Genomic DNA, 24,051 nt, shown 5'->3' with positions numbered 1-24,051 from the left:
GCGTACTAAATTCCCAGCAAAGGTCAACAATTCTGCTTTCGCATCCACAGTCGCCTTTTATATTCCGCACTTCTTTTTAATTTTGTGGGTATTACTTTTATTTATTTCCATACAATACAGCGCAGGTGTTTCACCATTTAGGATGACGTGTATGGCGTTGATGTGCGGCGTTGTCGGCGCGGTTGCCGCCGCACACGCGCATGAATTAGGTCACCGCTCCAGTAGGTACTCTACTACTGCTGCCAACATAACCTATTGCATCGCGGGTTATCCCACCTATCCTATTACCCATCCTATCCATCATGCGAAAGTAGGTATCGCACATGTCGGATCTGCCCCCGCGCAAGGCATTAGCTTTTGGCAGTTTTTAGTTCCGTCATATATAAATGGCTTTCTGACTGCATGGCGTTATGAAACCCGTCTTCGCGGGTTAGATTGGCGCAACAGAGTCATGCAGCGTTGCGTATTGACATTGTTATGTGTCGTTGTGTTTTCCCTTTTGAGCGGAATTTATGGATTTGTACTGTACGTGGGCCAGGCTGTTGTCGTGACCTTCCTGTTGGAGTTAATCGGTTACGTACAGCATTATGGTCTGGTCCGGGGCACTGGTCACCACAGATCCGAAGTCGCGTGGGATGGTGATTTCTGGTTATCCAACAGACTGCTTATCAACAATCCCTTGCATAACATGCACCATAAGCGACCATTGCTTTGGTACGGCCACTTGCGACCCTCACCCTTGACACTCCCTGCCGGGTATTTCACCATGATCTGGCTCGCGATGCTGCCACCCTTCTGGTGTAGCGTGATGGACCGCCGTTTAGCGGAATTGACCACACAGGGTTTTGGCCACGATTGACAAACCAGATGGTGATAAGTCGTGTAGCGGAATGACCGGGGAAGCATCAATCTCTGGATAATTGCGCAAGATCGATCTCCGGTAAGTAGGGTCATAATGGTTACGCATCAGTTGCTCAAATAACTGCGGCATTGCTTTTTCTTCGGCCAACGCTTCCCACGCGGCAAATTCCTTATTCCCCACCAGCGGTTTTAGGAAGACTAACCGCTCTAACATCGAAAACGGGTCTTCTTCAAAATGCCGGTAGTCTTCACGCCACAGCAAAACACGCTGGGCCATGTCGGTTTCGATCACAATGGTTTGACCTTTACGCATCGATTCGAGCAGCGCATCTGGCAACTGAACGTTGCCAATTTTTTTGCTCTCAGCCTCTACCCAAATCGGTTTTTTAGGATCAAACGCGCTAAATTTCCGCAATAACAGACTATCGAAATATTTTTGTGACGGCTGCTTTTGGCCGGGTACTTCGCCTAAAACAGACCCGCGATGAACGGCAATATCTTCCAGATCGAGCACTTGCGCACCAGCGTCCTCTAATGCATATAACAAGCGTGTTTTACCACATCCGGTAGGCCCGCTGAGCACGTGATAATGGTATTCGGTCGGTACCGATGCCAGCTGCGCATTGACCCATCGCCGGTACCCTTTCCAACCACCCTCCAACTTATCGACCCTATAGCCGATCGTTTCAAGGGCGTCGATCCATAGTTTGCTGCGTTTTCCGCCACGAAAGCAATACACAAGAATACGGCTTTTGCGTGAGTATTGCAGCATCTCCTCTTCGAGATAGCGCGCAATATTTCTCAGCGAATACGCTACACCAATTCGGTACGCGCCCATTTTATCGGTGCGATGCAAGGTACCCACCTCGGCATATTCATCATTATTCACCACCGGCATGTTCACAGCGCCGGGGATGTGATCCTCCTCGTACTCGCGCTGGCAACGGGCGTCAATGATTAAGTCATAGTCTGAGAAGTTGTACATTTGTATAGAGTCTAATTTTGGCAAACCTGTCAGCATAACGCCAATTTTTAAAAACGCCTAAAAATTTACCCAATTTGTGTTCTGTGAGAAATAAAAGACAATCAATTCACAGTTTTGCGATGTACATCGCCGCATAGCTTTTCTTTAAACAAAATTGAAAAATAATTATTTCTTTGTAATTAGTCAATCTACTAAAAGTCAATCCATGCCTGATTTGAAACTAACAAAACGTGATTTACAGGTACTGACTGCGTCGGTTGGTGACAATTACGACGTGACAGTACGACAAACCGAGGAAGGATTCTGGACTATTCATGTGACATTTATTCGGAATGAACAAACGTATTTAATGCAAACCACAAGAGGAGCTGTCAAGGCATGGAGAGACTTATGCCACGTCATTCAGTTCGTGCAAAACCATTGCAAAGCCGCTAGACATGTTTTTGTGGAAGTCGGGGACTGGAAATTAACGCGACTGAGTGACAACTTCAGAGTCGCGCTGATATCAACCCGTTCGTGATTATTTTTAATAAAGGACCGCTATGCATAGCAACAAATCTTTACTTGCTCCAACAGTCATTCTGATAAAAAAAGCGGATAAGTTAGATGTCATTCTCAGCATTACCGTCAATGTGCTGATAATGGGCTTCATTTTCTTACCTGAATTTGCCCATGCCCAATCAGCGGGCGGCAGTCCGTTTGGTGGCATCACCGATTTCCTCAAAAGCATTACCAACCTGCTGATTTTTGAGTGGGGCTACTACATCGGTATTATCACGCTGGCGATTCAGGGCTATCGCTGGAAGACCGGCCGCATCGACCTGATGCAGCTTGGGGGCTGGGGTCTTGGAATTGGTCTGGTGTTCTTTGCCCCATCGATCGTCGGCGATCTCAAAAGCCGCGCCGGTAGCATTGCATGATGGTTGACGTGCACGCTCATGATGAAGGGGAAACGCTGGTGATCGCGATGACCCGCCCTTCCATGTTAGGGGGACTGACGCTCACCAGTATTGGGATCAGCGTGTTTATCCCCGGCATGGGGGCGATGGTCACGCGGTCAATTTTCTTCTTTGGTCTGATCCCCGTTTTTCTTTTTATCTCCTACTTGGTGTGCCTAAAAGATGTCTATCTGTTCGGCATTGTCGGGGCTTATAGCCACGTAAAAGCCTGCGTCAACAAACGCCACTGGGGGTGCCGGAGCTATGCGCCTCGCTGACACCTTGAAGCAGCAATTCGATATGGCGCTGACAACGCCGTTACCGAAGGGCGCTCGGCAGTACGCCGATGACATGGCGCTCAGCGACATGATTCCGTACACGGTGCACTACGACGACCATACCGTGATTACCAAAGATGATGGGTTGGTGCAGGTCATTAAACTCGATGGCCTGTATTACGAATCGCTCTCAGCGCAGCAAATCAAACAGTTCGAGAACCAGCGCAATACCATCCTACGCTCGATTGCCAATAGCGACCGGGGCATCTATGTGCATCTGGTGCGGCGCCAGCAGAATAGTTATCCGGGCGGCGAGGGACACACGTGGTTTTCTCGTCAATTCAATGCCGCGTGGCGGGCACGCTATGACAAACGCCATTTTTACATCAACGAGATTTACATCTCGATTGTGCGCAACCGCTTCCGACAAGGGGCACCGGGTCTGATTGATCGCGTCGTCAATGTCTTCTCTGGCAACAAAGTCACCCAGAAAGATCTGGAGTCCTACGAAGAACAGGCCAAGGATGTCTATGAGGCGTCGCAGCAGCTGCTGCAGTCGTTGTCCGCTTATGGCGCGCGGCGTCTGTCGATCCAGCGCTTGCCGATACTGACGTCTGAGACGGTCACCAGCGTGGAGGCCAACAGCGCTGTGACGCGCTTCAAGCTGGACTGGGCGCTCTTTCAGACGACGTATGGCAAGTGCGCTACCTATGCAGCCAGTGACTTGCTCGATTATCTGGGTGAAGCATTTACCGAACTCGGCGGCTTTTTTCATTACCTGATCAATCTGGAAGAGGAACGCGTGCCGGTGACCGCATTGGCACTGGACCAGACGTTGGCGATGTCGCGCCTGCATTTCAAGGCAGTCAGCAACACAATGGAAACGCAGGGGTTAGTCCAGCACCGGGCGGCAGCGGTCCTCAGCATGGCTGAGTGGCCGACCCGCACCCCTTCGCACATGCTGGACGCGTTCTTAAAGTTACCCGTTGAATTCATTATTACCCAATCGTTCTTTTTTACCGACCGGATTCACGCCGAAGCCGACATGAAACTGGAAAAGCGCCGCATCGAGGTCAATGACCGCGAGGGCGTGGCCGAGGAAGACACAGCGGACATTAAGCAGGGCTTGCAGGATCTCAGCCGGGGCCGCTCTGTCAATGGCTTGCATCATCTGACGATGCTGGTGCATGTACCGGTCCATCTACCGGGCACGATAGACAACAAACAACAGACCATTAGTGACCTGGATGCCGCGGTCGGCCACCTCAAAAAAGCCTTTGTCGGCCTGGGTGTGAAAGCGGTGCGCGAATGGTTCGGAATGGAAACCTTTTTCTGGTCGCAATTGCCGGGGCAACCGCAGAAATTCATCGGGCGGCGCGGCAAGATCAAGTCACGCAATTTCGCCGGGTTCGCGTCGTTGCATAACTTTTCTATGGGCAAGATGGAAGGTAATTTATGGGGTCCGGCGATCATGCCGTTCGAGACCGAAAGTGGCACCGCCTATCATTTTAACTTTCATCGCGAGATGGAAGGCATGGTGGCCGGCCATACGGCGGTCAGTGCCGACACCGGGGCCGGAAAGACCACGATCCTGTCAGCGTTGATTACGATGGCCGACAAGGCCGCACCCCGTGTGTTCTGGTTCGATAACCGGCACGGGGCCAAGGTGTTTATGGCGGCCATGGGCGGCCAGCATACAACCTTGTCGGTGATGGGCAACAGCGGCTGGAATCCGTTCAAGCTGCCCGATACGCCTGAGAACCGGGCCTATTTGATTGAACTGTTGTCGCTGATGCGTACCTGTTACGGCGGGCTGATTGCGCCCGACGACATGCGGCGCTTTCACAAGGCCGTGGAAGAAAATTACACGTTACCAGAGGCCGACCGGCGCTTGCGCAATGTGGCCTGGTGCTTTGGTCAGGGCAGTCTCTCCGACGCGATGGCAATCTGGCATGGTGCACAGGGAGTGCCGGGCGCGAACTGGGGCGTGTTTGATAACCCGAATGATGGCATTGATCTGGGTACTTGCCGCCACTACTGTTTTGAGATGCAGCAACTGATCAAAGGGACGGACGCGCGGCCCGAGCTGCCGGTGATGCTGAGTTATCCATTTCACCGCATCGAGCAGGCGATGAACGGACAACCGTTCATCCTGGTGCTGGAAGAAGGCCAAAATCTGGTCAAGCACGCGTACTGGCGTGAAAAAATCGATGCCTACATCATGCAGATCCGGCGCAAGAACGGACTGCTGATTTTTGTGACGCCGGACGCCAAGTACCTGTTTTGTGAAACCGATTCGATCCAGAAGCAGACCGCCACCAAGATTTACCTGCCAAATGGCGAAGCCAGTCACGCCGATTACGTGGGTCAGCTGGGCCTGACAGAAGCCGAATTCACGTTTATCCGGGAAACACCGCCGGAAGCCCGCAAATTCCTGATTCGGCGCGGCAATGAATCGATTAAAGCGGTGTTTGATCTGTCGGAGTTGCCAGAATTCATCCCGGTGCTGTCGTCGAACGACAAGGGCGTCGCACTGATGGACACCATTATTGCCGAACTGGGCAGCAGCGCGCCCGAACAGTGGGTGCCGGTGTTCATGCAACGCTCACTGGCAGAAAACACCCACAACTTAACCCCCAAAGGAACCTGATCATGAAAAAATTTTTATTACTCATTGCCATGGGGTGGTTCCTTTCTGCAGCGACTCCCGCAATCGCCCAGATTCCAACCACCGACATCCTCACCCAGGCGCAATTGTTGAACCAGCTCAATCAAATGCAGCAACAGTACGAAACGATGAAAAATCAATATGCCGCCGTGACCGGGTCGTACCAGCGGGGAGCCATCGGATTGAATGACACCATTCGCTCCTCGTCGGTGGTCCCCGGCTCATGGCAGGAGGTGGTCTCGCAGCAAAATAGCGGGGCGTTTGGTGCCAGTCAAAACGGCTATGAAAAATTATTAAAGACGATGCCGCAAGAGCTGTTTCAGGATCCCCGGGGCCAGGGAGCCACCAGTTACAAGCTGAGTACCGATTCGGTACGGGCGGCGATGACCGGGGGTGACATGCTGTATGCGCAGGTGCAGACCAACCTGAACAATTTATCGACGATGGCCGGGCAAGTCGACAGCACCGCCAATACCAAAGATGCCGCTGACCTGCAAAATCGTATTGCGACCGAAAACGGCATGCTGCAAACCGCGATGGCCAAGCTCAACGTGATGAATATGAATCTGCAGGCGAACATGCTGAACCAGCAAAATCAGGCGACGGCGAACGATCAGCAACGCTACAAACGTGTCGCCCCGTAACCGCAGTCGTCAAATTTATGAAGAGGAACGGCTTATGAAATTCTTTTTATTGTTGTTGAAAATTGTTTTTGCCCCTGTCTGGATACCATTCTGGATATTTATGAAATGCTGGAAAGTATTGGCTATTTTGTTTATTGGTGCGGTAATCGGCGGGTGTGCTGTTAACTCGGCCAAGCTGGATATGTCGCCGTGCGCCTGCGATTTTCAGCCTCTCAATAGCACTCCTGATGTAGGGAAAAATCATGCCTAAATGGATGCTTGTTACCGCGTTTGCGATAGTCGTTTCAGTTGGTGGTCTTGTTTACTACGTATTTCCATCGTCACCAGCTAATACGCCAGGGATGCCCCCGCAAGTAATTGTTCAGCCAGAGCAAAAATCGGGGAATCCGTTATTGACAGCAACCTCCGTGCAATTTTACTCGTGGTTTCCTAATTATTGTCAGGCTGATATTTTCATTACAAAAAAAGAAACGCATAGCAGAAAAGTGTGTGTGGTAGCGGTTACGAAGCGAGTGGAAGAAAGTACCGGTGTGCGCTTGACAGAGGGGGACATTCTTGACCCTGCGGTTGCTGATCATTGGAAAAAAACGGGAAAGTAAATAATGGCAACCATTAATCTTCAGGGAATGATTGGCGCGTCAGATGCTTACACCAATTCATTTTTAACGCAAATTTATCCTGCACTGGCGAACGCTATTTCTCCGGCACTGTATTCCGCCGCTGTGTTGTATTGGGTGTTGCTGGGGTACAAGGTGTACGCAGGACATGCTCCCTTTCAGGCACGTGAGTTGTTAGCGAAAACCATCATGACCTGTGCAGTTTTTGGCACATTGAGTTGGGGTGGATTTGCGTCAGTCATTTATAACGTATTCGTCTCTTTTATGGACTCGGCAGCAGGAACCATTATGGCGGGGAAGTCTAGTACCAGCATGCTGGATGCGCTTTATGTTAACGCTAATGAGATTTCTAAGACTCTTAGGAATTCAGGCTGGCAATCAGTCGGCACTATCCTGGATGGCATGCTGGTGTTAGTGCTTAATACATTGTTATTTGTTATTGCCCTTTTCTACATGACCATTGCTAAATTTGGTTTGGCATTGACGATGGTTCTCCTGCCGCTGTTTATTGGCTTCGCCATGTTTTCGGAAACACGGCAGTGGTTCATGAACTGGGTCAGCAAAATGCTGAATTTCGCGCTGATTTACATTTTAGTCATTGCGATTGTCAAATTTGGCTTTGTGGCATTTGGTGACTTTTTCCAGGAAGTGCAAAACGCATCGTCCGCTACGGAAGCTAAATTTATCAGCGCTGAGCAAATCAATACGCTCTATGTGCTGGAGCTTGTCTTGATTATTTTTATGCTGCAAGTCAAAGGCTGGGCTGCGGGCCTTGCTGGTGGGGCTTCTGTGCAGGGTGCATCGTTGTTGATGATGGCGGTGAGAACTATCAAAGGAGGCAAGTAATGGCCGGCAAACATACCTTTGATACCGACCCGACGACGACGCAGCAGGTCCAGCTGGGCGGGGCAAATAAAATTAAGCAGGAGCGCAACCGCGCTTATCTTTTTATTGTGTTGTTGCTGATCGCAGTGGCTGGGCTGTCTTCCTCGGTGACGGTACTCTCGAAGATCCATACCGTCATTCCGGTGATCGCCGTCATGGATGCCAACGGTCATGTGGTCAAACAGCAAGTGGTCAACGCGGACACCATTTCCGGCCTGGACAGCTTTGTCGAAAGTCAGGTCAATGATTTCATTACCGCGTGCAATACGTTCGATCCTGACTGGCGGCAACGTAATGCGGATTTATGCCGTTTACACGCGACCGATGCGGTGGCACGGCAATACGACCAGGAGACCGCTGCAGAAAATCCGGACAATCCGTATTACGTGATCGGCAAAGGGGCACGCCGCTATCCCAAAATCACCGCCATCAATTCGCTTGGCAAAAATGCCTATCAGGTCGAATTCCAAAGTATCACTGAGCGGCCGGGTGGCGAGCGCCGAATCGATTATTTTACCGCCCTGGTGCGCAATACCTTCACGTTTCAGCCGTTAGCACTGGGTGACCGCTGGGAAAATCCGCTCGGCTTTGCCGCCACGTCGTACAGTAAAAACCAAAAATTGAGCAATCAGTAGCCTGCTCCACAGGAAAGAGAAAAGCCGATGAAACCCACGCCGTTCGCCCTTGTCGTCGCCATAGTGTCTTTGTTAACAACTTTGTGCGCTGTGCCGGTCTATGCCGCCAAACTGCCGCGCCCGTTACTGACGGACCAGCGCATCAAGCAGGTGGCCTATGACCCCAATCAGGTCTACGAGCTAATGGGCACCTATGGCTATCAGACCACGATTGAATTTGCACCCGATGAGCAGATCAAGGTGCGCACGTTGGGCGATTCGATTGCGTGGCAAACGGTGATCAATGGCAGCCGCTTGTTCGTGAAGCCGGTGGAGCCGAATGCGGCGACTAACATGACCATCATCACCAACAAGCGCACTTACTTTTTTAAACTCAACAGCACCGCCAGACAGCGTGACATGACCTTTCTGGTGCGTTTTATCTACCCGAATGCCAGCATGCTGAACGCTGCTTCCGGCATGCCAAATAGCGGAAACGAGCGCAGCGGCAAAGGGTTCGACCCGGCCACATTGAATCTGCACTATGCGGCGTCCGGTGACAAGCAGGCCATTCCACTGCAGCGCGCGTTTGATGATGGCGAATTTACCTATTTCCAGTTTGACAAAAACAGTGAGATTCCGGCGTTTTATATTGTGGGCAGCGATGGCACCGAATCGGTGGTCAATACGCGCCGCGAAGGCGCGTATATGGTGGTCGAGCGCATCGGTCATTTATTCACGTTACGCAATGGCGACGCCCACCTCTGCGTGGAAAACACCGGTAGTAAAAAAGAGACCGTGGCAATGACGGCGCGGGGGCATTGATGGCAACGTTGACGCCCCCGCCGGATGCCACCCGCGACCAGGTACTGCACGACTGGGAAACCACCACCAGTGCGTCGCTGGTGGCGGCCAGTCGCAAGAAGAAATTTAATGGCGTTGCGATCGCGGTAGTCGCTGCCGCCGCGCTCGGGGTGGTGTTTTGGGTCAAAGGTGGCGCGGCCAAGAGCGACACGACAACAGCGGAGTCCCAGCTAACCGTGGCACCGCGTAAAACCGTGCCTGTGTTGAACGATGACCAGCCAGCTGCGGTGGTGCCACCGGTCAAAACGGCCACGCCCGCCACGCCGGCGGTAGATCCTTTAGTCGCCCAACGCGCGCAACTGGCGCTGCAGCAACAAGAAAAAGCCCGGTTGTTACTCGACGCCCGCAGGAAGTCGGCGATCGAACCCGGTGGCACGGGCGCGCCTTCCACGGGACCTGCGCAAGGTGCCGCGCAGAATGCCACCCCCGCTGCCCTGATGGGCACGCTCGGTGGGACCAGTGAGGCGGGTACCGAACGCGGTGCACAAGACCCGAATTCCCGCTTTGCGCGGGCCGTCTCGGGCAACGGCGTGGTACTGAGTCAGGCGTCCAATGTGACCAACCTGGAGTATAAAATTCTGCAGGGCAAGGTCATTGAAGGCGTGACGATCCCGCGGGCGATTTCGGATTTACCGGGCACAATCTGCGCACTGATCCAGCGCGACGTATATGCCGAACGCGGGCGCTTAAAACTGATTCCGTGGGGGTCACGCCTGTGTGGTGTCTACAGCGCTGAAGTACGCAAGGGGCAAAGCCGGCTGTTTACCATGTGGAACACGCTGCGCACGGCGAACCCGGATGGATCGATCACCGAAGTCGCGTTAGACAGTATCGGCTCCGACCAGCTTGGGACGGCGGGCATGGGCGGGATCGTGGACGCCCATTTTGCGGAAATTTTTGGCACCTCGGCACTGCTGTCGATCATCGGGGCCGGGGCCGTCAATACCGGGGTCAGTTCCAGCGATCAGAACAATTCTTCGGCGCAATACCGGCAATCGGTTCAGCAGGCGGCCGCCCAGACCTCGCAGTCGATCCTGGCACCGATTATTAATATTCCGCCCACGATCACGACGCCGGCCGGCTCACGCATCCGCATTTTTGTGAACCGCGATCTGGACTTTTCGGAGATCTACAAAAAGCAACAGGACGCCGCCCGGCAGCAAGACGGTGCCGTGCTGATCGATTGAGGAAAGTATCCTATGTCCCAAATCGCCTCGTTTCGCTCGAAACTGGCCTCGATGCAGCCGTTTCTGGATGATCCGACGGTCACCGAGCTGGCCGTCAACAAGCCCTATGAAATGTTTGTCGGACGACAAGGTCACGGTTATATGACGCGCGTTGCCATGCCGGACTTATCCCTGGCGCTGCTGGAGTCGTTAGCCGATGTGACCGCCTCCTTCACCCATCAGGAGTCGGACCGCGAGCGCCCGTTATTGTCGGCCACGATGCCCATTGATCTGACTGAGGGGATCGATGACACCGAACGCGGCGGCTACCGGGTCCAGGTGGTGCGCGCCCCTGCCGTCGAAGAAAAATCGATTGCGGTCTGTATCCGTAAGCCGTCGTTGCGCGATTTCACGCTGGATGACTACCAGCAACAGGGCGCGTTTGATCACGTCAACGCCCCAGGAGGCAGCACTGAGTATTCGAACGATCATTTACTGGCGCTCTGCAAAGCCCGCGACTGGGACGGCTTTATGCGTGGCGCGGTCTTAGCGCACAAAAACATCATGATTTCGGCCGGCACCAATACCGGTAAGACCACGTTCTTAAATGCCTTATTAAAAACGGTGCCGGACCATGAGCGCATTGTGACGATAGAAGATGCGCGCGAGATCACCCCCGCACAACCGAATTGTCTGCATTTGCTGTACTCCCGTGGCGGCCAGGGCGAATCGAAGATCTCGGCCATTGATTTACTTGAGGCTTCGCTGCGGCTGACGCCCGACCGCATCATCATGGGCGAGTTACGGGGCGCAGAAGCCTATTCGTATCTGGAAATGCTCAATACCGGGGCCGGTGGGTCGATCACGACGATCCACGCGAACAGCCCGGCCATGATGTACGAGCGGCTATCGATGATGGTGTTACGGGCCGGAATACCGCTGCAACAGTCGCACGTGGTCGCGTATGCCAAATCGCTGATCCAGGTCGTCGTGCAGTTTACTTACGATAAACGCTCGGGACGGCGGTATATCTCGGAGATTCTGTATGACGGCCATTAAACGCCTGCTGGTCACGATCGGCATCGCCGGTGCGCTGCCGATCAGTCTTGCTGCCCCACCTTCGATACCCGTTATACCCGCTGTAGGTGCCACGGCAGAGCCACTCACGCCGTTTGAAACGCTGGTGGCCCAGTGTGCACCGGCCATCCACCCGCAAACCTTCAAAGGGCTGGTCACCACCGAGTCGACGTTTCATCCATATGCCATTGGGGTAGTCAATGGGACCGTGCGCGCGCCGCGCACGCAGCAGGAAGCTATAGCAACCGCCAGGGCATTGGACAAGGCCGGCTACAATTTTTCCTTGGGGCTGACGCAAGTCAATCGGTACAACCTGGCCCGCTATGGCGAAACCTACGAAACCATCTTTGATCCGTGCCGCAATATCAGGGCCGGTGCGGCGATCCTCAAGGACTGCTTTGTCCGTGCCACAGTGAAACTCAAGGATGAGCAGCAGGCGCTGCGGGCTGCATTCTCCTGTTATTACAGTGGCAATTTTACGCGTGGATTTAAACCGGATCATCCGGGTGAACCGAGTTACGTACAAAAAGTGGTGACCAATGCGCTGGGCGCAGCTCCGGGTCCGATAGTGCCTGCGGTCGCACCACACAGCGGTGATGCGGCGGTCATCGTGTCTGCGGTGACGCATCGTGCAGCCTCCCCCACAGCAAAGACCCGCGCTCCCGCGGGCGACTGGGTTAGTTTCGGTGAGGGTGTGCCGGTGGTCGCTCCATTGACCGACTACCGCCCCCTCGCACCGCCTGTAGCGCCGTTGCAGCAGGAGGCCGTCGCCACCCGGCAGGACGATGCGTTTGTGGTGATCAATGAATGAGCGTTTTAATCCGTCAAAAAGAGAGCAATCGATGAAGAGAAAAATAGGGTGGGCGGTGCTGATGACCGGGGTGATCGGCGCAATGGTCCCGGTCGGTGCTAGCGAATATGGTTGCACGGTATTACTCTGTTTGAGCAATCCCCAGGGACCCAAAGCCGTCGCCGCATGTCGGCCACCGGTTGACCGGCTGTATCGGGACTTGCATGAGGGCCGGCCTTTTCCACAATGTGACGAGGCCAATCAGACGAATAAAGGGGGTAACTATGCGGAGCCGGTCAGTGATCCGTATGACCCCTGCCCCGCTCCCTTGCAGGTCGCTGAGAATCAGGCCGTGGTGGTTCAGGGCGTTCCTCGGACAGCCGCTTCCTCGTCACACTTTCAAAGCACCGTGTTCGACATCGTGGGCAGCCCGCAGCAGTCTGCGCGGACCACCGAGACGGGCATGGTCGGACCGCGCGCCTGTGTCGGCGAGAGCGTGGGTTCCTATCCGGTCGGCGGTGCAGAGGATGGCTATCTGGTCACGGTGTTTCACCAGGTCCTGTGGCAACCAGCGCAGTCTCCCCGCGCCATCGATGTATTCAATCAACACAAATTAGTTCAACGTGTTCGCTGGTAGAGGAGCGGTATGCGTCGAATAATATTACTGTGTTCTTGCCTGATCGCGGTGTCACTCGCGAGTGGGCGCGAGGTTGTCGCCCCTGCTGCGCAAACCATCGAGGTCGCCTTCTCCCCGGAGGGCGGGGGCGAGGCGCTGGTGCTCAAGACCTTAAAATCTGCGAAAACGTCGATTCGGCTGGCAGCGTATTCGTTTACCTCCGTGCCCGTCGTACGTGCACTGATGGATGCCAGACGGCGCGGCGTCGATGTTGCTGTCTTGGTGGACGATAAAAATAACCTGCAGGAAGCGCGCAACAATGCACCCAGACAGGCGCTGAATCTGCTGGTCGGTGCGGGTATTCCGACCCGCACGATTAGCGCCTACCCGATCCACCATGATAAATATTTTGTGGTCGATGGGCGTCACGTGGAGACAGGCAGCTTTAACTATACGGCGTCGGCTGCGAAGCGTAATAGTGAAAATGTGCTGGTGATCTGGAACAATCCAGGGATCGCCAAACAATACCTCGATCATTGGCAAAGTCGCTGGCAACAAGGCACCGATTACCGCGCGAGCTACTGAGGCCGACAGCCCACCCAGTGCGCATCGGACGCAGCATCAACATTGGAGGAAACCGCGATGACTAGATTGAAACAATTGCAAGGGATGGAGCGTTACTGTAAGTCAGGGTCCCGGGCAGCGAAACGCGGTTTTTTTGCTGTCTTTGTGATCATGCTGATCTTCGAGATCACCTTTTATATTGGGGTGAGCAGGATGCGCCTTGAAACGGTGGGCGGTCCATTGGCTGGAATGATGGTCTTTTTTTGTGCAGTGTCTGTGTGTGCCGACTTCGCTGGTCGCTGGGCACAATCCAAAATCCGTGATGAGGCCGATAGCGGTCAACGGAAACGATAGGGTGACGAAAGGAAGCGACGTTATCGGCAATGGTAATTATTACACCCGTCCCAATCCCTCTTTACCCTTGCTGTCGTTCCCCTCCGCAGGCGTGGTGGGACGTTTTTCTTCCCGATGTTTGCCCTGCATCGCTTGCTTTCCATCTGCGCTCCCCATGCGCTGTAATCCTTGTTCCCGCCGCTGCACCACCCGCTCCTGCTGAACGGCCAGCGCAGTCGTTTTATCGAAGCGCCGGGCAATTGCCGCCGGCAAGGCCGCGACAGAATTGGTATAAATGCGCGCTTCATGTCGGGCACGACTGATGGCGACATAGTACAAATTTAGTGACGTGGTACGGCTGGTGGTGTCGAGCGCAATCAGGGCCTTGTCATTGGTCAGACCCTGGGCACTATGCACGGTGGAGGCATACGCGTGCTCCAGGTGTAAAGGCTTGTTGGCAGGGAGTTCTAATGACCGCACCGCTCGTCCGTCTTTCTGCTCGACCGATTCCAGACGCACCATGCCACCAAGAATGCCGGTGACGCGCATGCGGTCCCCGTTAGTCAGATCCAGGCTGGGATTGTTGCGATTGATGCGGATGGTGTCGCCCACCGACAGTTCCGTTTTTTCCAGGTGGTAGACGCTTAACTGGGTCGTTTTCCGGGGATTGATTTCTGCTATCGTGCCGTCCGGTCTTTGGACGATCAGTTTATTGCCAGGCAGCGCTTCTTTGACCGTATAGATGTCGCCGCGCACTAAACCACATTGGGGATAATCTTTGTCCGGCTGGATCACCACGCCGGGCACATAGCTGGGGGCAAAGCGGCGTTGGGCCTGCGTCATATCGACCCGTGTCAACGTTTCAAATTGGCGGCCCTTGCCTGCTAGATCGGATGCGTGCCGCACCAGGTCGTTAATTTCCCGCCGTGCCGCGTTCGTGCCCGCGATAATCAGCGTGGCGCGCCGATCCGGCTCACTCAGCTGGATATAGTCGGTGACGATGGCGCGATGCCGTTCTGATGCATCGGGACACTCTTCAATATGCTTGATATGATTGAGCGATAAGCCCACGCGCCCTTCGGTCGCATGTTCGACGGCGATTTTTAACTCAGGATTTTTCTGGCGTTGAATGTCGCTGATCCGCGCTGTTTGCATGCCGTCCATTTGCAGCTGCGCGAAGGGCTTACCGGCTTCAATCGCTTCGGTTTGTTTGGTGTCTCCTAACAAGACCATTCGCGCGCCGCTTTTCTCCACCACCCGCATCAGTTGTTCCATTTGGCGTGCCCCGACGACCCCCGCTTCATCTAACACGATGACGGTCCTGGCGTCGATCGGTTGGTCTTTGGTGCGCAGGAAACTCGCCAGCGTGTGCGCTTCCAGTCCCTCGCTTTTGAGCGCTTTGACTTGATTCCCGTAAGGAGCCAGCGCCACCGTGCGGTAGCCGCTGCCTTCCCCACCCTTGCCACACTCCGCTACCGTGATGGTGGTAGCCTGTTGGATCAGGGCAACCGCCTGATTGACGGTATAGGTTTTACCGGTACCGGCATCGCCCTGAATCCCCACAAACCGGTTGGTCGTGCAGACCATGGTTTCGACGGCTGCGCGCTGGCCGGCATTCAAAGAGGTGTTTTCCAGCGCGGCGCGCACGTCCGCTGCAGCCAGAATGGGCAAGACGGCGCCGCGCCCGGTGCGCGCAATCGCCAGTATCGCCTGCTCCCGTTTGAGCGCCTTTTGGGTGGTATAGCGTTTCTCAGCAGGAACCAGCGATCCTTTCGTAACAGCATACTGCACATAGCGGGCGGTCTCGGCCGGTGTCCATTCTTTTAATTCTTGCAGGTACGATTTCCATCCGGCGATCGACAGCGCCATGCCGCTATTATGGTCCGCAATCCGGTACGTGGGGACGGCTTCGATCAGTGTGCCCTGGCGCACTAGGCGGTTGATTTCGTTTTCGATTTCTGCGGAGCCAGCAAGACCCACGGCGCGCCGTGTGGCAGCGGTCATCAACGCACTTTCTGTGACGACCGCCTCGCGCTCGGTGAGATGGTTGATCGCATAGTGCACCACCGCTTGCGCGGGCGTGATGCTGTCCGGGAGTGTTTGAACATGGACTTCGCCGCTGGGGTCGATGCGGTCCGGATTATCTGGTTGTTTATCGGGGGTGGGCGGCGCGTTGGTACTGTCGTCGGTGTTGTAGTGGAGACCGTCAAGGCGCGACCGGGGGCCGTAGTCAATATGGAGTGCACGACTTTTTTCTACCCAATACTGTTTGACGATCTCGCGGTCACGTTCGTCTTTGCGCGGTCGGGTCGCCAGCGAGATCACTTGTTTTTCCAGCGATGTTGCCGTCGCCCGCGTCTTGCCCTGATTGGCGAGCGCTTCCTCAATGACTTTGCTGCGACCGGAAAAGCCCTCAATTTGTTCACGGGTAATATGCGCCAGCTCGAAATTGCCCTTGTCGTCGACTAAGCGGATGGCGTAACCGATACCCTGCAGTTCTTTGGCAAGTTCCGCTTTGTAGATGGCCTCTATCTGATGATGCACCCGAAAGATGTCTTCATTGGAGACGGCGCGCCAGGCCCCATCGGCGCGCTGGGTCATGTTCAATATCACGGCGTGCGTGTGCAACTGCGGGTCTTTGGCGCGACTCATCTCATGCCGAAATTTGCCGACCACCAACTTGCCAGTGCGCTCACGGGTGCTTTTCCCCTGCATTTTTTTACGCGCTTCGGCCAGCTTCTCGACTTCTTCCACCGCCCGGCTGACTGCCGTGTCGTGGGCGAGGGTCACAGCCAGGTCACCGCCAACCAGCGCCTGCATGGACACCGATTTGGGCGCAGAAAACGTGACGTCCAGCGCCATGCGTTTCATTTTTTCGGCCGGATCAAAGGTGGTCTGGATGTGCTCGCCGTTGGGCAGTTCGCCGTTGAGTAGGCGCGACAGCTGCGCTTGTTCTACCGGGCCAGTGAGGCCCAGTGCAGTCGCGCCCTTCCCCTGCCAGGTACCCGGATTTTCTTTGCCATAATAATCATCGGCAGAAGAAAAATAGTGGGCTGCGGCATATTGATTGTTGCCCCGGATCGGCGTGAGATTGATCATGCGCTGCCTTTGAGCACGATCCCGACCGCGCGCTGTGGATAGGCGCGATAGGGTACGGTGATCTTCGCAATGGGATTGTCTTCGGCAAACAGGACATAGCCGGTCAGGTCGTTCAGATTGGAGACTTCGGAATCCAGGACAACCGGTTCTGGTGCGCTGGCAACGATATTGCGGCTGGCCCCATGGGCGGTGGTGGTGAGTTGGAGACGTTCGACGTGCTGCTTACCCAGGATTTCACTGGCCTTGTCGGCATTGAGCGCATTCGATGCCCCGAAGATGATGTAGTTACGAAAGCAGGACAACAAGGTCTTGGTGGCATCTTTCCCGTAGTTTTCGTCCAGTTGCGCCCAGTCCTGAATACTGCCGACGATGCGCAAGCCATGCTTGCGCCCCTTGGTCGCGGCTGAGACAAACGATTCGAGCTTCCCCAGCGACTCCAGTTCGTCCAGGAATAGCCAGAGGCGCGTGTCCACGGTGGCGGACAACGGTTCATAGCTGAGGATGGTGCGGCAAATGCTGTCGATCCAGGTTGCCACCAACGGCTTCTGGGTCGAACGCATGTCTTCGCGCCAGGTAATGAACAGGTTCCCGGCGTCGGGGTTATGCACCCATTCGTGGATCGAAAAGTCCCCCTTGCTCATGAAGCGCAACGGCCGCACATACTTGTTGAGCATGAACTGAATGCTGGCGACGGCCTTTTCCGCGTTCTCCCGAAAATACCCTTGTGAATCAGTGTTCGCCAGAAAGGCTTTAATCACATCGCCGTCTTCGCGCACCAGCAAATTGACTAAGGTGTCCTGATCGGGGTTGCCGATTTCATGGAGTTTGCGCATCGTGTCAGCCAGCACATCGCGGCTGTAGGCACACCATTGTTCTTCACTGGCGTCGATCTGCGGCGGAATGACACTTTTCGCCACACTGTCGTAGTCGTGTACCCCTTTGATTTCATTAAACAGCGACCAGCCCACCGACCGTGCATCAAAGCCGTTGAGCAAAATATCGCCTGGGAAGCTGAATTTTGAGTAAAACGTCCCATTCGGGTCAATAATCGCCATCTTGTCGCGTCGGCCAATCGCCGACGCAATCATGCCTTCCATCGTGACCGATTTACCGGAGCCGACCGACGCGCAGATCATCGTATTGCGGTTTTCCAGATGCAGCGGCATCGGTAACGCGCCGATCATGATCGGGGCCAAGGGGGCTTTGCCCTCCTTCTTGCGCCGGGCGTTTTCCTGCCGGTTGGCGGCCTTGACCTTCGCTTTGACGCTGTGCCAGTTCGCCATGCGGGAGCCGCGTAACCAGCGTCTATACGGTGCGCCGCGATAACCATCGTCGCCATACGCACGCAAGAGATAGGCCGCACTGGCCGCTAAACCGAGGCCGGCGACCAGGCCAGCGAGGATAAAAGGATCGCGTGGCGTGGCATGAAATGCGTTGGTAATGGCATGCGGAAACGGTGATAGCGGTACGTGTCCGGCATACGTGCCGGCAATCCAGCCAACAACGGGAAGCGTCACACCCAACAACAGCGTCGCATTTTCTGCTTCTAATTTCTGCATGGACTACTCCGGTTGTAGTTGCTGGATCAATTTACCCAACGCCGGCGCGATCTTGTCGAGCGTGCTGGCAGAGAGGCCGGCGTGTTCCACGGCAGCCTGTAAGTCCTGCATGTCGCCGGTGGAGGCCTTGCGATGCACGAGATACAGCAGCGTGGTGAGCATGGCATGGGCCGCGTGTTGCGTGCGTTCGATGTCCGCTAACCGGCCTGTCACTTCTTGTCGTTCAGACCAGGCTTCCACGCCATCACGAGCGCTGTTGGATAAGCTGATTTTATCCAATGTTTTGTCACGCAGATAAGGCGACAGTTTGGCATAACCGGCGATGGCGGCGGCCTGTTCGAGCCGGTTGAGTTCGTCGTCACTGTAGCGAATCGAGACCGTTTTTCCGTCGCGCATGGGGTCCTCTCTGATGTATGACAATTGTCATGCGGTTATTTGAGCAGGGATAAGGCGTCCAGACAGTTTTGTCCTACATTTGTCGGAAGCGAATATACGAATATTTCCATGTGGCAATGGTATTGTACGGTGTTTTATCCCCCGGAAGGGGTGCGTTTTGTGTATTGAGATTTTGCTCGGGTTAAGGAGCACAATCTCCAGGGGTCAGGGCGTCCCTATCACGCAGGACGCAGTCCGTAGGCATTCAGGAGACTATTTAACGACAAATAGCGACTAAAGCGAGAACATAGGGGAATCAATAAGGAATCAACGCATCATCAAACATAAAACAAAGTGGATACAAAAAGTAGACAAATGCAGATAGTTGCCGTAAAGTATTTCTTGCGCGACACGAAAGAAGCAAAAAGAAGAGAAACATGGACATCAAAGACGCCCTGAACAAACTGCAGCCGACCACCAAAGCCGCCCGTCTGCGTGCCCTCCTGCCGGACATCGAACGGCAACTTGCCGCCGGCATACAACTCAAAGCGATCCAGGCGGCATTACTCAGCGGGGGGCTCGAATTAACGCTCACGACCCTGAAAACCTATTTGTACCGTTTTCGGCAAGTAGCGCCCCACCCTGCCGTCGTCATCACCAATGTCGTCGCCGCTCCACCGGCATCGGCGCAAGAGTCGGTCACAGCGCAACCGGTCTCGGTGCAGGATCTGGCGCGTCTCATGCAACCGGACGCGCACCAGGAAGCAACGGACATCGCGCATTACGAACGGATAGCGAAACAACAACGGAAAGAGAAAAAAACGGTATGAACTCCAAAATTGCGATCATTAACTTTTCGGGTAACGTCGGTAAATCGACGTTAGCCAAACAGCTCTTTGCGCCGCGCATGCAGGCGCAGGAATTTACGGTGGAAACCATCAACGCCGGTGCCGGAGAAAGTACCGCGTCAGCACGCCTCAAAGGCAAAGACTTCGGGCATTTGCAGGAAGAAATGATGCGCACAGACGCCGCCATTGTCGATATCGGGGCCTCCAACGTCGATGAGTTTGTGAAATTAATGGGGCAGTTTGATGGCTCCCATGAAGAATTCGATTATTTTATTGTCCCCGTGGTCAGCGACAAGAAGCAACAAACCGACACCATCAATACGATTAAAACGTTAGCGGGCCTCGGCGTGCCCCCCAAGAAAATCCGCGTGGTCTTTAATAAAGTCGCGATCGACGATGCGGACGATGTCGCCAGCCACTTCAGCCTGGTCTGGGGCTTTCATGCAGCGGAAAAGAAATTTACCTTGCGCCCCGAGGCGGTGGTGTTTACCAATGAGATCTTTGATCGCTTGCGGGTATTGAATATGTCGGTCGGTGCCCTGGTCGCCGATGACACTGACTATCGTGCGCTACTCAAAGACGCCAAAGATGACGAGACCAAAGATGTGGCGATCAGCATGATTTCGGCCAAGCGATTAGCGAAGTCGGCCAACAAGAATCTCGATGACGTGTTCAAGGTCTTATTCAAGTAAGGAATAACAATGGGAATTGCAACCGCTCGGGAAGCGCTCCTGGCAGAACTGATGATCGATGTAGACGGCTTAATTGGGCGCGTGGAAGCATTGGATGCGTCCCTGGCAGCGAACGTTGAACAAGCCATAAAGGAGGCAAGTGGCAAGGCATTCCTAGCGGCGCGCATGGGCTTCGAGTCCATGATCACAGAGCAGGAACGAAAACTCGTCGCTGCAGGCCGGAACGCGTCTGCCGCAATCAGGGTGCAACTGGGCACTGGCGTGACGCAGTTAGTCGCGGTCAATGAGGCGCTGGAACGCAAATTATGGCGACTCATTGCCCTACTGGCCGGGCTTACAGTCATTGGCGGGGCCATTGGCGGTGTTGTAGCTGTAAAGATGTTAAGCCTCTGAGAGCCCTTCTTATATGCGGGTAAGGGTATGCAATCCACGTTGGAGTCGTTGAGGATAGAGATTTTTAGACGGCACCCCTTTCTCAGGGCGTGTTCAAAGTTTTCTGGATATGTTGATGGAGAGATGCTGGCCTTGGCTCTCTCAGCCGAACAAAAGAGAAAAAATAATCACATTCGATTATTAAGACTAGCTAGGATTCGACAATCAATCAGCAGGTCAACGGATAAAAAATAGTCCAGGCTTTGCGCCCAACGTTGCCCCGAAAATGCCGACAACGTTATCAACCGTTGGCCGATTTCGGCGTTGCGGTTTTTCACGTCAGACGGTCAGTCTGACGATGGAAGACTGATTTCTCTTTCTCTGCTAATGTTCCGCGCTGCTTCGCGGCTTGCTGTGCTCCCGGTTTTTTCCAATCTTGCTGTGATAGAGACTGCACTACGCGCAAAATATTCGGCCAAATAGTTAATCGTCGTCGTTGGCAAACACCATAATGTCGACAATTCAGCGTCCTCTTCTTCTGTCCATTTTTTGCCGTGCTTTGCCGGCTTGATTGTATGCGCGATTTGTTCAGCAACATAAAAATCGACTTTGACGTTGAATGTTTGTGGATTAATATGGGCCTCGATGACGCCATCAGAAATGATGGCCCTGCCTGACTGTAAATCATGTTGATTTTCTGCGATAAGCAAAAAAAATAACGATTTGGCGCGGGGGACCGCCTCCATTGGCGTAATAGTCAACAATCCCAAATTTTCTAATTTTTCCCGCATCTCCGCGAGGATTTTTTTTGCTTCACTATTTTTGGTAATCGGATTTGCCATTTTCGCTTTCAATATTCTGACATCAATGTACCATCGGCAAGGCGCTTCATAGCGCCTGCCTGGGGACTTGGTTACGTGCGGGTTCCGCTTCCGAAAAAGTTGAAAAATCTTCCCATATGTCTTCGTCATCGTGGCCGGAATTCCTCACGATAACCTACGGGAAAGGATTTTTTCTTGGTCATTGGTTGGCCTCCTTGCGCATGTTATGGGATGGAACAGAAAAGAAATTTCTGTTCCATCCCATGGTCGTTAGATTTCCGCGTGCTCCGGTTGTTCCCGAGCTGCTTTAGCAAGAATAAACTCGTAAGCGTTGCTGGCTTGTTTACTAGCTGTAAAAATCGCGGTCTTATCGTTTTTCAGAACTGTTAGCCAGCTTTCGACATAGCTTGCGTGGTCTTCCATCATCACATCAACAAAACCCATATGCCCCGATATGAAAGCAGCTCCGATCTCGGCAACCAATTCCTCAAAAGCATAGGCATTGTCCCCAAAACGCTTTCCATATTCACGGTTTAAGCGGCTTTCGTGGCCGGTCCAGTGGGTCAACTCATGCAACGCTGTGGCGTAATAAGCCTCGGGAGACCGAAATTGTTCACGGTTCGGCAGAGAAATGGCGTCTTTGCTACGGGTGTAAAAAGCGCTATCAAAACCATGATTAATAGTCGCACCAGTGGAAATAATCAGTTGTTCGGCGGTTTCGTTAATCGAAAAATTTTTAACCGGGGCGGCTTGCGGTAACAAAGCCTCTGGAACATTGTCCATTTGCGCGATATTAAATAAAAAAAACGGTTTGCACATGGGGAAAAACCCTTTGCGCGAATCTTCCCCGCTGGCTGGGACTTCATCGGTTTTTGATTTCATCATTTCAAAATAGGCGCACATAGTTGATTTTTCGCCTTTACGCACTTGCGCGCCAACGCTTGCGGCTTGCTTGTAGGTCATCCAGCGGCTTGATGTATAACTACTTTCGGCAGCAGCTGCCCATAACAACAAAACATTAATCCCATTGTAAGCAACGTCAGTACTTGCATTTTTTGGCAACCCGCCCTGTCCGCCACTAGTCCAGCGCGAGTTTGATTGTGTAGTACCGTTTTCGAGCATAAAAATGATTTTATCTGTGATGACTTGGCGAATATCCATGATGTTTCTCCTGTTGTTGCCCTGCACATATCGGGTTAAATAGATTTGAAGCGGGACCTGGTTGTTGATGGTGACGTTGTTTTGTCGGGTAGCGTCTTTTGCTCTTTTTGTGAGCATCGGTTCAAATGAGTTTTCGCGGTATGGCTGGCGGGGCCTGGTGCATGAGGTGCTTGTGCAATGCCAATGGGGAGGCCGCATGCTAAGTGAGCGCAGCGAATCTGAACGGGGGAGTCATTGAGCGTAGCGATGCATTGCACAATCGCCGCACCAGGCTATTTTTGCCAGTCTGCGAAAAACTCTTTTGTACGCGATGGTTAGAAAAAGAATGCTACCCATCAAACAGACGGCGCTAAGCGCCGTCTGTTTCTCTGTTTGTGAATTGCTTGTGTAGTAACGCCGCCTGAACGGCGTCTGGTGGATTTGTTTTTGCTGCTCTGGGAATGTGGTGTTGCTCCCGCTATGCGGTCATAGGGGTATGGAGAGTAATGGAACAGAAACTGCGGTTACGCCTAAAAGTCATATGGTAATCCCCCCATTTTTAAGACAGGCGGATTCAAGCGGTGGTTGCAACACCAAATTTTTTCATCGATTAAAATCGAGGAGGTGTGCGATGCCAGGTATTTACGGAGCAATGACCGATGATCGCAAAGCCAGGATCTGGCAGTTGTGGCAACAAGGACATCTGATGAGCGACATATCTCGAACCATCGAGAAACCGGCAGCAACGGTTTACTCTTACTCGCTTTACTATGGTGGCATCGCACCACGACCGAGGCTTCGTCGTGCGGTTTGCCTGAAATTTGAAGAGCGCGAAACGATATCTAGAGCTTTATATCGTGATTGCAGCATTCGCAGTATTGCCAGAAAGCTCAATGGTTCACCGTCGACTATTTCTCGAGAAATAGCCCGGAATGGCGGAGTGGCGAAATATCGCGCCAGTATAGCGGAACAAAATTCTCTTAAACGGGCGAAACGCCCCAAATCGATGTTGTTGGGCAATCGCCCAGACTTAAGGATCCTTGTAGAAGAAAAGCTGTTATCAAACTGGTCTCCAGGACAGATCGCAGGATGGTTGAAGAGCGAGCAGCGTGGTACTTGCCAGGAGATGTATGTGTCGCAGGCTCAGCGGATAGGCGACGTACCAGCGCACGCAGGTCAGCATGATCTCGAGTGGATAATGCAATCGTTTGAGAACCTTGTGTAAGGCGTCGTTCATTGGCATTC

Annotated in this window: 25 protein-coding genes and 2 pseudogenes; 20 read left to right on the top strand and 7 right to left on the bottom strand. The window is 53.7% G+C overall.

Features of this window, described 5'->3' with window-relative positions; translation table 11 throughout:
* The first annotated feature begins 151 nt into the window (after positions 1–151).
* A complete protein-coding gene (locus tag RGU75_RS23675; protein WP_322240933.1) occupies positions 152–859 on the top strand; it encodes a fatty acid desaturase in 708 nt (235 codons plus the stop codon).
* Here the strand turns inward: RGU75_RS23675 and mnmH are convergent.
* Positions 821–1,846 (bottom strand): tRNA 2-selenouridine(34) synthase MnmH, encoded by a 1,026-nt coding sequence (gene mnmH / locus RGU75_RS23670; protein WP_322240931.1) that lies wholly within the window; start codon positions 1,844–1,846, stop codon positions 821–823. The two genes, RGU75_RS23675 and mnmH, sit on opposite strands and share 39 nt — an antisense overlap.
* A gap of 542 nt (positions 1,847–2,388) precedes the next feature.
* Here mnmH and RGU75_RS23665 point away from each other — a divergent pair.
* From RGU75_RS23665 to RGU75_RS23595, 15 genes are read left to right on the top strand one after another with little or no spacing between them, the layout of a single operon-like run.
* Complete coding sequence (locus RGU75_RS23665) at positions 2,389–2,766, top strand: TrbC/VirB2 family protein (RefSeq protein WP_322240929.1); 378 nt, start codon at positions 2,389–2,391, stop codon at positions 2,764–2,766.
* Positions 2,763–3,062: a VirB3 family type IV secretion system protein gene (locus RGU75_RS23660; RefSeq protein ID WP_322240927.1), complete on the top strand. Its 300-nt coding sequence runs from the start codon at positions 2,763–2,765 to the stop codon at positions 3,060–3,062. Before RGU75_RS23665 ends, RGU75_RS23660 begins: the two co-directional genes overlap by 4 nt.
* Positions 3,049–5,712 (top strand): type VI secretion protein, encoded by a 2,664-nt coding sequence (locus tag RGU75_RS23655; RefSeq protein ID WP_322240925.1) that lies wholly within the window; start codon positions 3,049–3,051, stop codon positions 5,710–5,712. The genes RGU75_RS23660 and RGU75_RS23655 overlap by 14 nt, the downstream gene beginning before the upstream one ends.
* A 2-nt stretch (positions 5,713–5,714) precedes the next feature.
* A complete protein-coding gene (locus RGU75_RS23650; protein WP_322240923.1) occupies positions 5,715–6,374 on the top strand; it encodes a type IV secretion system protein in 660 nt (219 codons plus the stop codon).
* 34 nt (positions 6,375–6,408) lie between these two features.
* Positions 6,409–6,624 carry a hypothetical protein gene (locus RGU75_RS23645; RefSeq protein ID WP_322240921.1) on the top strand — a complete coding sequence of 72 codons (216 nt, stop codon included), beginning with the start codon at positions 6,409–6,411 and terminating at the stop codon, positions 6,622–6,624.
* Positions 6,617–6,973 carry a hypothetical protein gene (locus RGU75_RS23640; protein WP_322240919.1) on the top strand — a complete coding sequence of 119 codons (357 nt, stop codon included), beginning with the start codon at positions 6,617–6,619 and terminating at the stop codon, positions 6,971–6,973. The genes RGU75_RS23645 and RGU75_RS23640 overlap by 8 nt, the downstream gene beginning before the upstream one ends.
* Before the next feature lie 3 nt (positions 6,974–6,976).
* Entirely contained in the window at positions 6,977–7,837 is an 861-nt protein-coding gene (locus RGU75_RS23635) for a type IV secretion system protein (RefSeq protein WP_322240917.1), read from the top strand.
* The gene (locus tag RGU75_RS23630; protein ID WP_322240915.1) at positions 7,837–8,511 is read left to right on the top strand and encodes a type IV secretion system protein; all 675 of its coding nucleotides are present in this window, start codon (positions 7,837–7,839) and stop codon (positions 8,509–8,511) included. The genes RGU75_RS23635 and RGU75_RS23630 overlap by 1 nt, the downstream gene beginning before the upstream one ends.
* A 27-nt stretch (positions 8,512–8,538) precedes the next feature.
* Positions 8,539–9,315, top strand: a complete 777-nt coding sequence (gene virB9 / locus RGU75_RS23625; protein WP_322240913.1) for a P-type conjugative transfer protein VirB9 — start codon at positions 8,539–8,541, stop codon at positions 9,313–9,315.
* Entirely contained in the window at positions 9,315–10,541 is a 1,227-nt protein-coding gene (locus RGU75_RS23620; RefSeq protein ID WP_322240911.1) for a TrbI/VirB10 family protein, read from the top strand. Before virB9 ends, RGU75_RS23620 begins: the two co-directional genes overlap by 1 nt.
* A gap of 12 nt (positions 10,542–10,553) precedes the next feature.
* On the top strand, positions 10,554–11,579 hold the full coding sequence (virB11, locus tag RGU75_RS23615; RefSeq protein WP_322240909.1) for a P-type DNA transfer ATPase VirB11: 1,026 nt from the start codon (positions 10,554–10,556) through the stop codon (positions 11,577–11,579).
* Positions 11,566–12,408, top strand: a complete 843-nt coding sequence (locus RGU75_RS23610) for a lytic transglycosylase domain-containing protein (protein WP_322240907.1) — start codon at positions 11,566–11,568, stop codon at positions 12,406–12,408. Before virB11 ends, RGU75_RS23610 begins: the two co-directional genes overlap by 14 nt.
* Entirely contained in the window at positions 12,401–13,024 is a 624-nt protein-coding gene (locus RGU75_RS23605) for a hypothetical protein (protein WP_322240905.1), read from the top strand. The genes RGU75_RS23610 and RGU75_RS23605 overlap by 8 nt, the downstream gene beginning before the upstream one ends.
* Before the next feature lie 9 nt (positions 13,025–13,033).
* The gene (locus tag RGU75_RS23600) at positions 13,034–13,588 is read left to right on the top strand and encodes a phospholipase D family protein (protein WP_322240903.1); all 555 of its coding nucleotides are present in this window, start codon (positions 13,034–13,036) and stop codon (positions 13,586–13,588) included.
* 57 nt (positions 13,589–13,645) lie between these two features.
* Positions 13,646–13,921 (top strand): hypothetical protein, encoded by a 276-nt coding sequence (locus tag RGU75_RS23595; protein ID WP_322240901.1) that lies wholly within the window; start codon positions 13,646–13,648, stop codon positions 13,919–13,921.
* Positions 13,922–13,960: 39 nt separating this feature from the next.
* On the opposite strand, the gene mobF is transcribed toward RGU75_RS23595, so the two are convergent.
* Genes mobF through RGU75_RS23580 form a run of 3 tightly spaced genes read right to left on the bottom strand, consistent with a single transcriptional unit; the run spans position 13,961 to position 18,954 of the window.
* Positions 13,961–16,999, bottom strand: coding sequence for a MobF family relaxase (mobF, locus tag RGU75_RS23590; protein WP_322240899.1), 3,039 nt, complete (start codon positions 16,997–16,999; stop codon positions 13,961–13,963).
* A complete protein-coding gene (locus RGU75_RS23585) occupies positions 16,996–18,558 on the bottom strand; it encodes a type IV secretion system DNA-binding domain-containing protein (protein ID WP_322240896.1) in 1,563 nt (520 codons plus the stop codon). Before RGU75_RS23585 ends, mobF begins: the two co-directional genes overlap by 4 nt.
* 3 nt (positions 18,559–18,561) lie before the next feature.
* Positions 18,562–18,954, bottom strand: a complete 393-nt coding sequence (locus RGU75_RS23580) for a conjugal transfer protein TraA (RefSeq protein WP_322240894.1) — start codon at positions 18,952–18,954, stop codon at positions 18,562–18,564.
* 416 nt (positions 18,955–19,370) lie between these two features.
* On the opposite strand from RGU75_RS23580, the gene RGU75_RS23575 reads away from it, so the two are divergent.
* Genes RGU75_RS23575 through RGU75_RS23565 form a run of 3 tightly spaced genes read left to right on the top strand, consistent with a single transcriptional unit; the run spans position 19,371 to position 20,866 of the window.
* A complete protein-coding gene (locus RGU75_RS23575; RefSeq protein ID WP_322240893.1) occupies positions 19,371–19,763 on the top strand; it encodes a hypothetical protein in 393 nt (130 codons plus the stop codon).
* Complete coding sequence (stbB, locus tag RGU75_RS23570; protein WP_322240891.1) at positions 19,760–20,473, top strand: StbB family protein; 714 nt, start codon at positions 19,760–19,762, stop codon at positions 20,471–20,473. The genes RGU75_RS23575 and stbB overlap by 4 nt, the downstream gene beginning before the upstream one ends.
* Before the next feature lie 9 nt (positions 20,474–20,482).
* Positions 20,483–20,866: a hypothetical protein gene (locus tag RGU75_RS23565; protein WP_322240889.1), complete on the top strand. Its 384-nt coding sequence runs from the start codon at positions 20,483–20,485 to the stop codon at positions 20,864–20,866.
* Positions 20,867–21,192: 326 nt separating this feature from the next.
* Here RGU75_RS23565 and RGU75_RS23560 read toward each other — a convergent pair whose 3' ends face one another.
* Both RGU75_RS23560 and RGU75_RS23555 read right to left on the bottom strand, forming a co-directional pair.
* Positions 21,193–21,687, bottom strand: a complete 495-nt coding sequence (locus RGU75_RS23560; RefSeq protein WP_322240887.1) for a hypothetical protein — start codon at positions 21,685–21,687, stop codon at positions 21,193–21,195.
* A gap of 249 nt (positions 21,688–21,936) precedes the next feature.
* Positions 21,937–22,827 carry an ArdC family protein gene (locus tag RGU75_RS23555; protein ID WP_322240885.1) on the bottom strand — a complete coding sequence of 297 codons (891 nt, stop codon included), beginning with the start codon at positions 22,825–22,827 and terminating at the stop codon, positions 21,937–21,939.
* Between the two features lie 475 nt (positions 22,828–23,302).
* Between RGU75_RS23555 and RGU75_RS23550 the strand changes: the two are divergent.
* A pseudogene (locus RGU75_RS23550) lies at positions 23,303–23,728 on the top strand (helix-turn-helix domain-containing protein); the annotation flags it as partial.
* 207 nt (positions 23,729–23,935) lie between these two features.
* Here RGU75_RS23550 and RGU75_RS23545 read toward each other — a convergent pair.
* Positions 23,936–24,049, bottom strand: a pseudogene (locus RGU75_RS23545) (IS6 family transposase); the annotation flags it as partial.
* Positions 24,050–24,051: the final 2 nt, after the last annotated feature.

The organism is Glaciimonas sp. CA11.2, from assembly GCF_034314045.1.
Taxonomy (GTDB): domain Bacteria; phylum Pseudomonadota; class Gammaproteobacteria; order Burkholderiales; family Burkholderiaceae_D; genus Glaciimonas.
The sequence above is the reverse complement of the archived record's forward strand: the minus strand, read 5'-3'. Positions and strand labels throughout refer to the sequence as shown.

Bases quoted from the DNA above. Each gene is read 5' to 3' on its own strand.
- mnmH (WP_322240931.1), bottom strand. From the start codon at position 1,846: ATGTACAACTTCTCAGACTATGACTTAATCATTGACGCCCGTTGCCAG.
- RGU75_RS23640 (WP_322240919.1), top strand. From the start codon at position 6,617: ATGCCTAAATGGATGCTTGTTACCGCGTTTGCGATAGTCGTTTCAGTT.
- virB9 (WP_322240913.1), top strand. From the start codon at position 8,539: ATGAAACCCACGCCGTTCGCCCTTGTCGTCGCCATAGTGTCTTTGTTA.
- RGU75_RS23585 (WP_322240896.1), bottom strand. From the start codon at position 18,558: ATGCAGAAATTAGAAGCAGAAAATGCGACGCTGTTGTTGGGTGTGACG.
- RGU75_RS23620 (WP_322240911.1), top strand. From the start codon at position 9,315: ATGGCAACGTTGACGCCCCCGCCGGATGCCACCCGCGACCAGGTACTG.
- RGU75_RS23605 (WP_322240905.1), top strand. From the start codon at position 12,401: ATGAATGAGCGTTTTAATCCGTCAAAAAGAGAGCAATCGATGAAGAGA.
- RGU75_RS23645 (WP_322240921.1), top strand. From the start codon at position 6,409: ATGAAATTCTTTTTATTGTTGTTGAAAATTGTTTTTGCCCCTGTCTGG.
- RGU75_RS23555 (WP_322240885.1), bottom strand. From the start codon at position 22,827: ATGGATATTCGCCAAGTCATCACAGATAAAATCATTTTTATGCTCGAA.
- mobF (WP_322240899.1), bottom strand. From the start codon at position 16,999: ATGATCAATCTCACGCCGATCCGGGGCAACAATCAATATGCCGCAGCC.
- RGU75_RS23600 (WP_322240903.1), top strand. From the start codon at position 13,034: ATGCGTCGAATAATATTACTGTGTTCTTGCCTGATCGCGGTGTCACTC.
- RGU75_RS23575 (WP_322240893.1), top strand. From the start codon at position 19,371: ATGGACATCAAAGACGCCCTGAACAAACTGCAGCCGACCACCAAAGCC.
- RGU75_RS23580 (WP_322240894.1), bottom strand. From the start codon at position 18,954: ATGCGCGACGGAAAAACGGTCTCGATTCGCTACAGTGACGACGAACTC.
- RGU75_RS23565 (WP_322240889.1), top strand. From the start codon at position 20,483: ATGGGAATTGCAACCGCTCGGGAAGCGCTCCTGGCAGAACTGATGATC.
- virB11 (WP_322240909.1), top strand. From the start codon at position 10,554: ATGTCCCAAATCGCCTCGTTTCGCTCGAAACTGGCCTCGATGCAGCCG.
- RGU75_RS23660 (WP_322240927.1), top strand. From the start codon at position 2,763: ATGATGGTTGACGTGCACGCTCATGATGAAGGGGAAACGCTGGTGATC.
- RGU75_RS23655 (WP_322240925.1), top strand. From the start codon at position 3,049: ATGCGCCTCGCTGACACCTTGAAGCAGCAATTCGATATGGCGCTGACA.
- RGU75_RS23675 (WP_322240933.1), top strand. From the start codon at position 152: ATGGCGTTGATGTGCGGCGTTGTCGGCGCGGTTGCCGCCGCACACGCG.
- RGU75_RS23650 (WP_322240923.1), top strand. From the start codon at position 5,715: ATGAAAAAATTTTTATTACTCATTGCCATGGGGTGGTTCCTTTCTGCA.
- stbB (WP_322240891.1), top strand. From the start codon at position 19,760: ATGAACTCCAAAATTGCGATCATTAACTTTTCGGGTAACGTCGGTAAA.
- RGU75_RS23595 (WP_322240901.1), top strand. From the start codon at position 13,646: ATGACTAGATTGAAACAATTGCAAGGGATGGAGCGTTACTGTAAGTCA.
- RGU75_RS23610 (WP_322240907.1), top strand. From the start codon at position 11,566: ATGACGGCCATTAAACGCCTGCTGGTCACGATCGGCATCGCCGGTGCG.
- RGU75_RS23635 (WP_322240917.1), top strand. From the start codon at position 6,977: ATGGCAACCATTAATCTTCAGGGAATGATTGGCGCGTCAGATGCTTAC.
- RGU75_RS23630 (WP_322240915.1), top strand. From the start codon at position 7,837: ATGGCCGGCAAACATACCTTTGATACCGACCCGACGACGACGCAGCAG.
- RGU75_RS23665 (WP_322240929.1), top strand. From the start codon at position 2,389: ATGCATAGCAACAAATCTTTACTTGCTCCAACAGTCATTCTGATAAAA.
- RGU75_RS23560 (WP_322240887.1), bottom strand. From the start codon at position 21,687: ATGGCAAATCCGATTACCAAAAATAGTGAAGCAAAAAAAATCCTCGCG.